At 34.2% G+C, this 13,806-nt stretch carries 11 protein-coding genes and 1 pseudogene; 7 read left to right on the top strand and 5 right to left on the bottom strand.

All coding sequences use genetic code 11. From position 1 onward, the window contains the following. A pseudogene (locus QZ260_RS03605) lies at positions 1 to 369 on the top strand (alpha/beta hydrolase); the annotation flags it as partial. Positions 370 to 513: 144 nt separating this feature from the next. On the opposite strand, the gene QZ260_RS03600 reads toward QZ260_RS03605, so the two are convergent. The 5 genes from QZ260_RS03600 to glmM form a co-directional block, all read right to left on the bottom strand. After that, positions 514 to 1,353: a sulfurtransferase gene (locus QZ260_RS03600; protein WP_295982815.1), complete on the bottom strand. Its 840-nt coding sequence runs from the start codon at positions 1,351 to 1,353 to the stop codon at positions 514 to 516. Between the two features lie 265 nt (positions 1,354 to 1,618). Next, a complete protein-coding gene (locus tag QZ260_RS03595) occupies positions 1,619 to 2,944 on the bottom strand; it encodes a dicarboxylate/amino acid:cation symporter (RefSeq protein WP_295982813.1) in 1,326 nt (441 codons plus the stop codon). Positions 2,945 to 2,996: 52 nt separating this feature from the next. Beyond that, entirely contained in the window at positions 2,997 to 3,167 is a 171-nt protein-coding gene (locus tag QZ260_RS13175; protein WP_365969126.1) for a hypothetical protein, read from the bottom strand. Positions 3,168 to 3,253: 86 nt separating this feature from the next. Beyond that, positions 3,254 to 4,645 carry an aminotransferase class V-fold PLP-dependent enzyme gene (locus tag QZ260_RS03590; protein WP_295982812.1) on the bottom strand — a complete coding sequence of 464 codons (1,392 nt, stop codon included), beginning with the start codon at positions 4,643 to 4,645 and terminating at the stop codon, positions 3,254 to 3,256. A 338-nt stretch (positions 4,646 to 4,983) separates the two neighbouring features. After that, complete coding sequence (glmM, locus tag QZ260_RS03585) at positions 4,984 to 6,372, bottom strand: phosphoglucosamine mutase (protein ID WP_295982811.1); 1,389 nt, start codon at positions 6,370 to 6,372, stop codon at positions 4,984 to 4,986. 73 nt (positions 6,373 to 6,445) lie between these two features. On the opposite strand from glmM, the gene QZ260_RS03580 reads away from it, so the two are divergent. The 6 genes from QZ260_RS03580 to QZ260_RS03555 all read left to right on the top strand — a co-directional run. Further along, on the top strand, positions 6,446 to 7,048 hold the full coding sequence (locus tag QZ260_RS03580) for an acyl carrier protein phosphodiesterase (protein ID WP_295982810.1): 603 nt from the start codon (positions 6,446 to 6,448) through the stop codon (positions 7,046 to 7,048). Beyond that, positions 7,041 to 8,732: a gamma-glutamyltransferase gene (ggt, locus tag QZ260_RS03575; RefSeq protein ID WP_295982809.1), complete on the top strand. Its 1,692-nt coding sequence runs from the start codon at positions 7,041 to 7,043 to the stop codon at positions 8,730 to 8,732. The genes QZ260_RS03580 and ggt overlap by 8 nt, the downstream gene beginning before the upstream one ends. A 72-nt stretch (positions 8,733 to 8,804) precedes the next feature. Then, positions 8,805 to 9,527 carry a hypothetical protein gene (locus QZ260_RS03570; protein WP_295982808.1) on the top strand — a complete coding sequence of 241 codons (723 nt, stop codon included), beginning with the start codon at positions 8,805 to 8,807 and terminating at the stop codon, positions 9,525 to 9,527. 306 nt (positions 9,528 to 9,833) lie between these two features. Continuing rightward, complete coding sequence (gene uvrA / locus QZ260_RS03565) at positions 9,834 to 12,665, top strand: excinuclease ABC subunit UvrA (RefSeq protein WP_295982807.1); 2,832 nt, start codon at positions 9,834 to 9,836, stop codon at positions 12,663 to 12,665. A gap of 62 nt (positions 12,666 to 12,727) precedes the next feature. Next, positions 12,728 to 13,417 carry a TIGR00730 family Rossman fold protein gene (locus tag QZ260_RS03560; protein WP_295982806.1) on the top strand — a complete coding sequence of 230 codons (690 nt, stop codon included), beginning with the start codon at positions 12,728 to 12,730 and terminating at the stop codon, positions 13,415 to 13,417. 131 nt (positions 13,418 to 13,548) lie between these two features. Then, a partial coding sequence (locus tag QZ260_RS03555; protein WP_295982805.1) for a hypothetical protein occupies positions 13,549 to 13,806 on the top strand: 258 nt, incomplete at its 3' end.

Raw genomic sequence — 13,806 nt, 5'->3', positions numbered from 1 at the left:
CATGGTGAATGGAACTACTCGCTTACATGGAAACCCCATGAAATACCCAAGGTTAATTTAGGCTTTATTAGCGCTATATATAATGCTCAAAAAAAAATACAGAATAACCTCATTATAGATGTTCCGTTACTTGTAATGTATAGTAATACATCGATCTACGAAAACCATTGGTCTGAGAAATTTAAAGAGGGAGATGCTGTATTAAACGTGAATCACATTCGAAATTACGCTAGTAAAATTGAGGGAAATGTAACTTCTTTCGAAATAAAAAATGGCATGCACGATTTAATTCTCTCAAAAAAACCGGTAAGAGAAAATGTGTATAAAAAGATGTTTGAATGGATTGATATTAAATTTAAATCACCTTAGAAATCGCGTTGCGAGACTTAATAAAATCTAATCCTCCCGACACTCTCATTGCACTGTTTATATTAAACTGGAAAATATTTGAAAGATTCTTTCCCGTTAAATTACTGTAATTGTTTATCTAATAGTTTTCTTGTGCGTTATTACTTAACACGGGTTTTCCATATCTCCTGTTGTTAAACTTCCATATTCGGTCCAAGAACCATCATAAACCGAAATATCTTTATATCCTGATAGTTCTGCTCCTAAAGCCAAAACACAAGCTGTAATACCTGAGCCACATGAAAAAATAAGAGGGTCATCTTGTTCTGCAACCATATAAAACGCTTTGGCTAAATCCTTTTTAGATTTTAAAACGCCCGCTTCTAACAAATCTGTAAAAGGTAAATTAACTGAGTTTGGAACCGTACCCATGCGCAATCCTGCTTTGGGTTCTGGTTCTTTGCAATTAAATCGCCCCGAAGAACGTGCATCTATTATTTTATGAGTTTCATTTTTAGAATTGGCTTCAATATCATCAAAAAACTTCATGAAATTGGGCTGTAAATTTGCTTCAAAATCACCAATTCCTCCTTCATAAAGATTCGTATCTTCAGTTGCATATCCGGACTTCAGCCATTCTGGAAATCCACCATTTAAAACAGCTACATTATTAAAACCAAAAGCTCTCAACAAATACCAAACTCTGGCACTTGAGTAAATACCTTTGTCGTCATAAACTACAATGGCACTATTTTGATTGATACCTAATTTTCTCGCTTCTTTTTGAAATTGAGAAGCAGTAGGACATGCACTTGGGAACGCATCTGAAGTATCGCTAAACTTTAGTTTAATATCAAAAAATCGTGCATTTGGTATTTGTTGTTGCAATGCATCAAACGATTTTACTATTGTGCCATCTAAAATAATAAGGTTATCGGCATTCAAGTGTTCCTGAAGCCATTTAACTGAAACTATTGGTGTTGTTAATGATATATTGGAACTCATTTAAAACTATTAAATTAAATAACCGTACAATTAGTTATAGTACATTTTTCTAATGGTTAAATTTTCAGGAATACTCATAGCCATACATCACTTTCTTTTACCACCTAATTTAATTAAAGCTAAGGAAGCATCATTATTTGGATTAATAGCCTTCCACGATTACATGATAAAACAAACGTTCATTTTGCTTATTTTTTATTGATACGCATTTCAATGGGTTTTTAGCACATCAAAATATATTTTGGGAGTCCGCCTAGACTTAGTATTACTTCACTGCCTCATAATTATCATCCCACTCTTTTGGTTTCGGATCATGTAATTTACCCAAAGACTTCGCCACTATCATAGATACAGTAGCATCTCCAGTTACGTTAACAACCGTTCTACACATATCCAATGGTCTATCAACAGCAAATATAAGAGCTAGACCAATAGGCAATAATTCTGCTGGAAAACCTATAGACTCTAATACAATAACCAACATCACCATACCTGCACTTGGTACTGCGGCACTGCCAATAGAAGCTAATAGCGCTGTAAGCACAATCACTAATTGATTTGTAAAGGTTAAACCTTCAGGCCAAATAACCTGCATGATAAATACAGCTGCAATACCTTGATACAAACTAGTACCATCCATATTTACAGTGGCACCAACAGGAAGTACAAAACCCGATACTTCTTTATCTACACCTAAGTGTTCTTCTACACGTTCCATAGTTACAGGAAGCGTTGCAGCACTACTACTTGTTGAAAATGCTAAAAGTTGCGCAGGACTTATTTCTTTCAAAAACCACATTGGTGATTTTTTGGTATACACACTTATTAAAATTAGATAGAAACCAATCATTAATAGGAGTCCTCCAACAACACAAAAAGCATAATACAGTAATTTGATTAAAATTTCAACATCATCAAAAGCGATAATAACATTAGCTAAAAGAGCAAAAACAGCATAAGGCGCAAATAACATTATTAGATCTACCATTTTCATAACCACCTCATTGAGCGAGTCAAAAAACTTAACCAGTGGCTTCGCCTTTTCCTCGCCAATTAGTAGTAAACAAATACCAACAAAGAGCGCGAAAAATATAATTTGAAGCATTTTTGCTTCACCTAAAGATGTAAATATATTGCTTGGAAAAATATCCACCAATGATTGTAACGGTCCTGCATCTTTTTGAGCAGAAGCCTTCATTAATTTATCAGTTACCCCAGCATCATTTTCGTATTTAAGTTTGATTTTTTCAATAGTTTCTTGCGGCATACCTTTCCCGGGTTTAACCACATTTACAATACTTAAACCAATAACAATAGCGACTAAAGTTGTACCAATATAAATCCCAATGGTGCGTAAACCCATAGATTTTATTTTAGAAATATCTTTTAAATCAGAGATTCCCTTAATCAGGGACGCTAAAATTAACGGTACTGCGATAAGTTTTAGAAGATTGATAAAAATGGTACCAAAAGGTGCAATCCAATCGGAAACAAATCCTTTTCCGCCATCAACGGTATTCATAATAAAACCAAAAATGATTCCGAGAACCATTCCTATAATAATCTTCCAATGTAATGCTAGTTTCTTCATATGCTATTTTAGTCTGTCAACGTGGAGAACAAGATAAGTATTTTTAATGTTTCTATGTAGTGATTTTAAAATGACTTTCTTCAACCATAGTAACACTTAATATTATAACATCATTTAAGAGGCTATCTAGATCATTTGTTTTATTACGGGCCATTGAATTTAACATAGATATTCCATTTACAACGTTTCCAAGAACGGTATAATTCTCATCTAAATAAGGGATGCCTCCAATAGTTTTTTAAACTTCTCATTGATTTTCTGGAAAAGCATGACGTTAAAAAGATTATTTTTTCATTGTTATTTTACTATTTATTCAATTAAAGCTAAAGCTTTTTCGAATGATTTAACCGATTTAGAAATATCATTTTCAGTTGTAGCCCAAGAGCACACGCTAACTCTCATAACTTTTTTACCAAACCACATCGACCCACCTAACCAACATTCTCTTAACATTTGAATATTACTCAACACTTTTTCTGTCAGCTTATCAGAGTTACATTTAACAATTACTTGATTAAAAACAACATCATTTTCAACAGAAAACCCTGGTATTTGGTTAATTTCATTAGCGAACTGTTTTGCTCTTTTATGCATTGTTAAAATCATTTCATCTATTCCATTTTTTCCAAGGTATCTCATGATTGCCCACAATTCAATTATTCTAGCCCTTCTCGACATTTCTGGTGTAAAAAACATACCATCTCTCTCCGTACTTTCTATAATATAACTTCCAGACATATGGAGTGCGGAGGTTATGGCTTCTTTGTCGGCACACAAAATAATTCCACTATCGTAAGGTGTATTTAGTGTTTTATGGCCATCTACAGCCCAAGAGTTTGCTTTTTCCATACCCTTGGTTAAATGCTTTAATGCTTCTACTGCTCCTGCCCACAAACCAAAAGCGCCATCAATATGAATCCAAGAATTTGACTTTTTAGCTTTTTCACAAATACCATCAAAATCATCAAAAGCACCACTGTTTACATTACCTGCTTGTAAAATTAATATAGTGTTTTCGTCTAAATCTGGAATTAATTCTGGGATTATCCTACCTTGATTATCCACATCTACCCATTCAATATTTTCTTTTCCTAATCCTAAGACAGCTATAGCCTTTAATACTGTTGAATGTGCTTGCTTACCTGTTACAACTCTTATTTGGGGCGCGTTTCTGAGTCCTTTTTCATTAATGTCCCAGTCGTTTTTTTGAAGAATTCTATATCGAGCAGCGGCTAAACCGCATAAATTAGCAGCAGATGTTCCGCTTACAAAACCAGCTGAAGTATGTTTAGGTAAGTTAAATAAATCTATAAACCATTTTTCAACAACAGATTCTAATTTGCTACCTACAGGGGAAATCACATTTAAAGCAGGAGATTGATCCCAAAAAGTTCCTAAGTTTTTTGCTGCTAAACCAATAGGAACTGCACTTCCTGTAACAAAGCCAAAATATCTTCCGCCTAATGTTGCTGTGGTTGCTGGACTACCATACTGATTTAATTGTTTTAATACTTTTTCGGCTTTTGTTGAGGTGATTGGTAACGCTTCATCAAATTTTGACAAATCATGCATAGCAGCTTCAGTTGGATAAACATTTCTATCAAAAACACTTTCTAAATATTCGAAAGCATACCGCTGTGTTTGTTCAAATATATCTTTGTTTCTAATGTCTTGAAACATGGCGTCTTGTATTTTACTCATCTTATCAATTTTAAAGCTTTGGTAACTATTCCTAACAAATATATGGAATAACTTATTTTATTAAAATTGTAATAGACTATAATGATGCCACTACTGCCTTCGTAGAAATAACGAACCATAACGGACACCTTAGCCCCGATTGAAATGGCATCCTTTTTAAAACTAGAGACACTGCTATTTTGAAAAAAAACTAGTTATATACATATTACCACGTCTCTTACTTTTAGAAATGACGTGGTTTTAAAAAGATATAATGGAAAGCGGGAAATAGCTTCTAATAAACTTCAAAAGATTGTTATGTTATTAGATAATTATCGAAACTCCTCACAATGACGTTTCTAGCTATTAGCAATTTCACCAATTTCTGTAATGAATTTATCGCCTAAAGCATTAGCTTCCTCTTGAGATTTAGCTTCGGTGTAAATTCTAATAATTGGTTCTGTATTACTTTTACGAAGGTGTACCCAACTTTCTGAAAAATCGATTTTCACACCATCAATAGTCGTTAATTGCTCATTTTGGTAACGGTTTTCCATGGCTTTAAGAATACCATCAACATCTAATCCTGGTGTTAATTGTATTTTCTTTTTACCCATAAAATAGCTCGGATACGTTTTTCTAAGAGCACTTACGCTTATATTTTTATCGGCCAGTAAACTTAAAAACAAGGCGACACCAACTAAAGCGTCGCGCCCGTAATGTGAGTCTGGGTAAATAATACCGCCATTACCTTCGCCACCGATAACGACCTTATTCTTTTTCATTAGATTTACAACATTCACCTCGCCTACCGCACTGGCTTCGTACATACCGCCATGTTTTTCGGTAACATCGCGTAATGCTCTAGTAGAACTCATATTACTTACCGTGTTTCCTGGTGTTATACCCAACACATAATCTGCACAGGCTACTAATGTATATTCTTCACCAAAAATCTCACCATGTTCATCCACAAAGGCTAAACGGTCCACATCTGGATCTACAACAATACCAAAATCGGCTTTGTGTTTTTTAACGGCATCAGACAAATCTGTTAGGTGCTCTTTTAAAGGCTCTGGGTTATGCGGGAATTCTCCGTTTGGCTCACAATACAACTTAATAACATCTACTCCTAACCGTTCTAAAAGTAAAGGAATTGCTATACCTCCAGTAGAATTCACACCATCTACAACAACTCTAAAACGAGCCGATTCAATAGCTTTTACATTTACTAAATCTAAATCTAGAACTTCAATAATATGCAAATCTATGTAAGCTTTATTCTTCGTTATTTTTCCTAAGCTATCTACATCAGCAAAAATCATGTTGTCACTTTCTGCTATATCTAAAATTTTAGCGCCTTCAACGGCATCTAAAAATTCTCCTTTTTCATTTAATAGTTTTAACGCATTCCATTGTTTTGGGTTATGGCTAGCGGTTAAAATAATTCCACCGTCAGCATGTTCCATAGGCACTGCTACTTCTACAGTTGGTGTTGTAGACAATCCTACATCAACCACATCAATACCTAAACCAATTAAGGTGTTCATGACTAAATTTTGAATCATTTTTCCAGAAATCCGTGCATCTCTCCCAACTACTACTTTGTAGTTTTCTTTAATACGTTGTTGTTTTAACCATACGCCGTAAGCTGAAGCAAACTTTACAGCGTCAATAGGTGTTAAGTTCTCTCCTACTTGTCCGCCAATGGTTCCTCTAATTCCTGAAATAGATTTTATAAGTGTCATATATTTTTTATTAAAACACAAATATAGTATTTCAAAATCGGATTTCTTAAAACGGAATTCGTAAATTTCACGAATGAACTACTTAGCGCATATTTACCTATCTGGCGATAACGATTTAGTTACAATTGGAAATTTTATTGCAGATGGCATTAAGGGCAAGCGCTATAAAAAATTCTCGAAAGACATTCAAATTGGTATATTATTGCATCGGCATATTGACACCTATACAGATGCGCACAAGACCGTTAGGCTAAGTACCAAAAGGCTTCATGAAAAATACAGCCATTATTCTGGTGTTATTGTAGATATTCTTTACGACCACTTTTTAGCTAAAAATTGGGCATCATATAGCGATAAACCCCTAGACAAATACATAGAAAAATTTTATGATTCTTTGGAAATTAACTACGATTTACTCCCTTTACGAATTCAAAAAATAATGCCTTATATGCTAGCAGATAATTGGCTTTTGAGTTATGCTTCTATTGATGGTATTTCAAGAGTTTTAGACGGTGTTAATAGACGTACCAAGAATCGTTCTAGTATGAACGAGGCCGTAGTTGAACTTGAAGAATTTTACACAGAATTTGAAAATGAATTTTCTGCTTTTTTTGATGAACTCATTGCTTCTTCTAAACAAAAATTAGAAGACTTAAATAAGGAACTACATGATTAAATACTTTTTATCAATTACCTTGCTACTATGCCTATTTGTTTCATGTAAACAAATTGATAAATCTTCTGTAAAAGGCCTTATTACAGAGCATGCCATGGTGGTTTCTGCTCGTGCTGAAGCTTCTGAAATAGGAAGCGCCATTCTTAAAAAAGGAGGAAACGCTTTTGATGCTATGTGTGCTACCCAGCTAGCATTAGCTGTAGCCTACCCTTTTGCTGGTAATATTGGTGGTGGTGGCTTTATGGTTTACCGAAAAGCAAATGGAGATATTGGGTCCATAGATTTTAGAGAAAAAGCACCGCTAGCAGCTACTAAAAACATGTACTTAGATGAATTAGGAGAGGTAATCCCTAATAAAAGCATACTTGGTGCCATGGCTGTTGGTGTACCCGGTACGATAGCCGGTGTTTTTGAAGTGCATAAAAAACTAGGTTCTTTACCTATAGAAGATATCTTAGAACCTGTAATAAACTTAGCATACAAAGGTGTTACAGTGACTAAAAAGCAAGAACAAAAGATTAAAAAATATCAACCTCTTTTCCTTGAAGCAAATAAGCAACCAATTATTTTGGATACTTTATGGAAAACCAATGATGTTATAAAATATCCTGAGCTTGCCAAAACGTTAGAACGCATTTTAAAACATGGTAGAGATGAATTTTACAAAGGTGAAACAGCTAAAATACTTGCCAAATTTATACAAGATAATGGTGGTATTATAACTGAAGAAGATTTAGCAAAGTATAAAGCTAAATGGCGGACTCCTATTACATTTACTTATGATGATTTAAAAATAATATCGATGGCGCCACCTGCAAGTGGGGGTATTTGCTTAGCGCAAATAATGACAATGCTTCAACCGTTTCATTTAGATGAATATGGGCACAATTCATTGAAAACTATACAAGCTATAACTGAAGCTGAACGACGCGCTTATGCTGATAGAAGTTTTTATTTAGGTGATTCTGATTTTGTTGAAATACCTATAGAAACCTTAATTAAAGACGATTATTTAAGCGGACGAATGATTGATTTTTCTTTTGAAAAAGCAACATTATCAAGCGATGTTAGCCATGGTAATATTAAAATTATAGAAAGTGATGAAACCACACACTATTCTATTGTAGATCAGTTTGGGAATGCTATTGCCGCTACAACTACATTAAATGGTGCGTATGGTTCCAAATTATATTGTTCTGAACTTGGGTTCTTTTTAAACAATGAAATGGATGATTTTAGTAGCAAACCTGGAGAGCCAAATATGTTTGGCCTTATCGGTGCAGAAGCGAATAGTATTCAGCCAGAAAAACGGATGCTAAGTTCAATGACACCAACCATTGTTGAAAAAAACGATAAATTATATATGACACTTGGCACACCTGGTGGATCAACAATCATCACATCGGTGCTACAAACTATTTTAAATGTTCATGAATTTGGTATGACCATGCAAGAAGCTGTCGATGCACCACGTTTCCATCACCAATGGTTACCAGATGAAATCAGAATGGAACCTAATGCATTTGACAAAAAACTAGTAAAACAACTGGAAATTTTAGGCTATTCTATTAACGAAAAAGACTCACCCGTAATAGGCAAAGTCGATGGAATACTTGTTTTAGATGATAACTCATACGAAGGTGGCGCAGATTATCGAGGAGATGATACTGCTGTCGGTTTTTAATAGTTTTATTTCTATAAACCATTCTTATTTAATATTTTAGCCAACAATAAACCCAAAACTAAATCCCATTTCATGGCGGTTAAACCTAAAAAAATAGCAAAAATAATAGCTGGGGTCATCATTTTTTTGACACTACCAACCCTTATACTTTTTGGTTTTTTATATCTTAAATATAATGAGAATATTCCAACTGGCGTGCAAGGAGAACAAGCTGATGCCTTAGCCTACAAAATGCTAGATGCTTTAGCTTACGAAGCTTATAATACTACCAATTATATAGAGTGGACTTTCAAAAAAAGACACCATTACGAATGGGATAGAGTAAACAACACCTGCAATGTCTTTTGGAAAGCAAACAAAGTGGTCCTTGATTTAAACGATTATTCGAAAAGCAAAGCTTACATTCATAGTTTCAAGAATGAAAGTGAGATAGCTCAAGAACTTATCGAGAAAGCTATTACATATTTTAATAACGATTCCTTTTGGTTGGTAGCACCTTATAAAGTATTTGATAAAGATGTAGAACGCAGACTCATAAAAACTAATAACAACAAAGATGCCCTACTGGTAACTTACACATCAGGTGGTTCAACTCCTGGCGATTCCTATTTATGGATTCTAGACGATAATGGTAAACCAACAGCCTATAAAATGTGGACATCCATATTACCTATTGATGGTTTAGAAGCCTCCTGGAGCGACTGGACAATCACTGAAAGTGGTGCGCAATTGCCAACATTTCATAAACTTTTATTTTTAGGTTTAGAGATTGATGGTGTAAAGGGAACGAAGTAAGTTTAAACTGTTCAATTGGCAGGAGGTGGTCACAACTCCTTAATCAATCACCTATTTTAATTTCACATGGCGCCTGACTATGCTTTACAAGTACTCGATCGTGACTCAATTTGGACTTTCCGCTACCATCCCTTCGTAAGTAATCTACTATTTTTGAATTTATCGTTTATAGCTTATAACCTTCCGCTTTAGTTTCTTTGTTAAAGAAAAAATCAAATAAAACTTAGGTAGAATTTAACAAAACAACAAGACAAACCCATTTCATTTTTAAGCTCAAAAAACGTAACTTCGCAACTTTGCGATTTTATGAGCCAATTCACAGATTTTATTGAAGTAAAAGGAGCCCGAGTGCACAATCTTAAAAACATTGATGTATCCATCCCCCGCGAAAAACTGGTAGTTATAACAGGCTTGTCAGGCAGTGGAAAATCCTCATTGGCTTTCGATACCATTTATGCAGAAGGACAACGCAGATATATTGAAACATTCTCGGCTTATGCCAGACAATTCCTTGGTGGATTAGAACGTCCTGATGTTGATAAAATTGATGGGCTCTCCCCTGTAATTGCTATCGAGCAAAAAACAACTAGCAAATCTCCGCGATCAACCGTAGGCACCATTACCGAGATATACGACTTCTTACGTTTATTATTTGCAAGAGCTAGTGATGCTTATAGTTATAATACAGGTGCCAAAATGATTAGCTATAGTGACGAGCAAATTAAAGCACTCATTATTAAAGATTTTAACGGAAAACGTATTAATGTACTTTCACCTGTAATCCGCTCCAGAAAAGGACACTATCGTGAGTTATTCGAACAAATAGCTAAACAAGGTTTTGTAAAAGTAAGAACCGATGGTGAGATTCGAGATATTGTAAAAGGCATGAAATTAGACCGTTACAAAACTCATGATATAGAAATTGTTATTGATAGATTAGTTATAAATGATACTATTGATAATGATAAGCGCCTTACCGAAACTATCAACACCGCTATGTATCATGGAGAAGATGTTCTTTTAGTTATCGATCAAGACACCAACGAAACGCGCTATTTCAGTAGAAGTTTAATGTGCCCAACTTCTGGTATTTCCTATCCAAATCCAGAACCAAATAATTTTTCATTCAATTCACCAAAAGGTGCTTGTTCTAATTGTAACGGTATAGGAACACTTTATCAAATAAATGAAAGCAAAATTATTCCGGACGATTCGTTATCCATTAAAGCTGGAGCTTTAACGCCTCATGGACCACAAAAAAATAGTTGGATTTTTAAACAATTTGAAACCATTGCACAACGCTTCAATTTCAAGTTAACGGATGCTTATAAAGATATTCCAGAAGAGGCAAAACAAATTATTCTTTATGGTGGCAATGATAAATTTTCAGTTGAAAGTAAAACTTTGGGAGTTACCCGAGATTATAAAATAGACTTTGAAGGTGTTGCCAATTTTATCGAAAATCAATATAATACGGCTGAATCAAGATCTTTAAAACGATGGGCCAAAGATTATATGGACAAAGTTGAATGTCCTGTTTGCCAAGGATCCCGTCTAAAAAAGGAATCTCTTTATTTCAAAATAAATAATAAAAACATAGCAGAACTTGCTAATACAGATATTGTTGATCTTGCTGATTGGTTCGATAATTTAAACGATCACCTTTCAGAAAAACAATTAAAAATTGCTGAAGAAGTTGTTAAAGAAATCAAATCTAGACTCCAATTTTTATTGGACGTTGGACTAGATTATTTAGCACTAAATAGAAGTTCAAAATCATTATCTGGTGGTGAAGCACAACGTATTCGCTTAGCCACACAAATTGGCTCACAGTTAGTTGGCGTACTATATATATTAGACGAACCTAGTATTGGGCTACATCAAAGGGATAATGAAAAACTAATTAATTCATTAATATCCCTTCGAGATATAGGTAATTCAGTAATCGTAGTGGAGCACGATAAAGATATGATTGAACGTGCTGATTATGTTATTGATATTGGTCCGAAAGCAGGAAAACATGGTGGGGAAATCATTAGTATTGGTAATCCTGATGAACTAAAATCACATAACACACTTACTGCAGATTACTTAAACGGCACTAAAACAATTGAAGTTCCGACAAAACGCAGAAAAGGAAACGGAAAGTTTTTAGAACTTAAAGGTTGTACAGGAAACAATTTAAAAAATGTGTCCGTTAAATTACCATTAGCAAAAATGATTGGAGTTACAGGTGTTTCAGGAAGTGGAAAATCTACGCTAATTAACGAAACGCTATACCCTATTTTAAATGCGTATTATTTTAATGGTGTTAAAAGACCAATGCCTTATAAAAGCATTAAAGGTTTAGAGCACATTGATAAAGTTATTGACATTAACCAATCTCCAATAGGAAGAACACCGCGAAGTAACCCTGCTACATATACTGGCACGTTTAGTGAAATCAGAGCCTTATTTGCTAAAATACCTGAAGCCATGATTCGTGGTTATAAGGCAGGTAGATTTAGTTTTAATGTAAAAGGCGGCCGTTGTGAAACTTGCAAAGGTGGTGGCTTACGTGTTATTGAAATGAATTTTCTTCCTGATGTTTATGTAGAATGTGAAACCTGCCAAGGAAAACGTTTTAACCGTGAAACTTTGGAAATTCGTTACAAAGGTAAAAATATTAGTGATGTTTTGAATATGACAATGAATGAAGGTGTCGAGTTCTTTGAGCATATTCCTAAAATTCACAAAAAACTAGAAACCATTAAAGATGTTGGTCTAGGATATATTACACTAGGGCAGCAAAGCACTACCCTTTCAGGAGGAGAGGCGCAGCGTATAAAATTAGCTACCGAACTTTCAAAACGAGACACTGGAAATACCTTTTACATTCTAGACGAACCAACTACAGGACTGCATTTTGAAGATGTTCGTGTCCTCATGATTGTGCTAAATAAGTTGGCCGACAAGGGTAATACAGTACTTATTATTGAACATAATTTAGATGTTATCAAAACGGTTGACCATATTATTGATATTGGTTACGAAGGTGGCAAAGGTGGCGGACAAATAATAGTTGAAGGACCTCCGGAGGCCATTATAAAACACAAAAAAAGCTACACTGCAAAATTCCTTAAAAAAGAACTAAATTAGCTCGCATTGCTAGACGCAATTATATTTAAAAAAGAAATTAAAGATTATTTAAAATAATAATTATGAGAAAAGAACAACACCACAAGGGTTGGAATGAAATAAAAACAAACGATTCTTGGGCCATTTTTAAAATTATGGGCGAGTTTGTTAATGGTTTTGAAAAGATGAGTAAAATAGGCCCTTGCGTTTCTATTTTTGGTTCAGCAAGAACAAAACCAGACAATAAATATTATAAACTATCAGAGAATATCGCAAAAAGTATTGTTGACGCTGGTTATGGTGTAATTACTGGTGGTGGGCCAGGAATTATGGAAGCTGGAAATAAAGGCGCACATTTAGCCGGAGGAACCTCCGTTGGTTTAAATATTGATTTACCTTTTGAACAGCACGACAATCCTTACATTGACAACGATAAAAGCTTAGATTTTGATTACTTTTTTGTTAGAAAAGTAATGTTTGTTAAATATTCTCAAGGATTTGTGGTTATGCCTGGTGGTTTTGGAACTTTAGATGAACTTTTTGAAGCGATAACCCTTATTCAAACTCATAAAATTGGTAAGTTCCCTATAATATTAGTTGGAACAGATTTCTGGGAAGGACTAATGGAATGGGTGAAAAAGACACTTTTAGATAGTTTTGGAAATATAAGTCCGAAAGATTTAGATCTTATCCATTTAGTTGATACAGAGGAAGAAGTCATTGCTATACTTGATTCCTTTTATAAAAACTCTGAATTAAGCCCTAATTTTTAAGGCTTTAACTTTTTTTATTCTGGACATAATTATGTTTGTATAATTACTCTAGAATCAAATTACAAGCCATCATATATTTGTTATATTACAACGCCTTAAATGAAATCATTAACCGTTAATGCTATTGAAAATTGAGAATTCGCTTTCTTTACTGTCTTATTTTCTTCGCAATCTGCTTCTCAACCTTTGGTCAGAATAAAATCGATCTAAAGGCTGCTTTTGATATAGAAAATAGGGAAATAAAAATCTCTCAAACCATCCAATTTCAAAACACGACGGATGCAGTTTTACATACCATTTATTTAAACGATTGGAATAATAGTTATTCAACAAAAAAAACACCACTAGCAATTAGAATAGCTGATGAATACAAAAATGATTTTCATTTA

The sequence above is a fragment of the uncultured Algibacter sp. genome (assembly GCF_905480415.1).
Classification (GTDB): domain Bacteria; phylum Bacteroidota; class Bacteroidia; order Flavobacteriales; family Flavobacteriaceae; genus Algibacter_B.
This window is presented reverse-complemented; position numbering and strand designations above follow the sequence as displayed.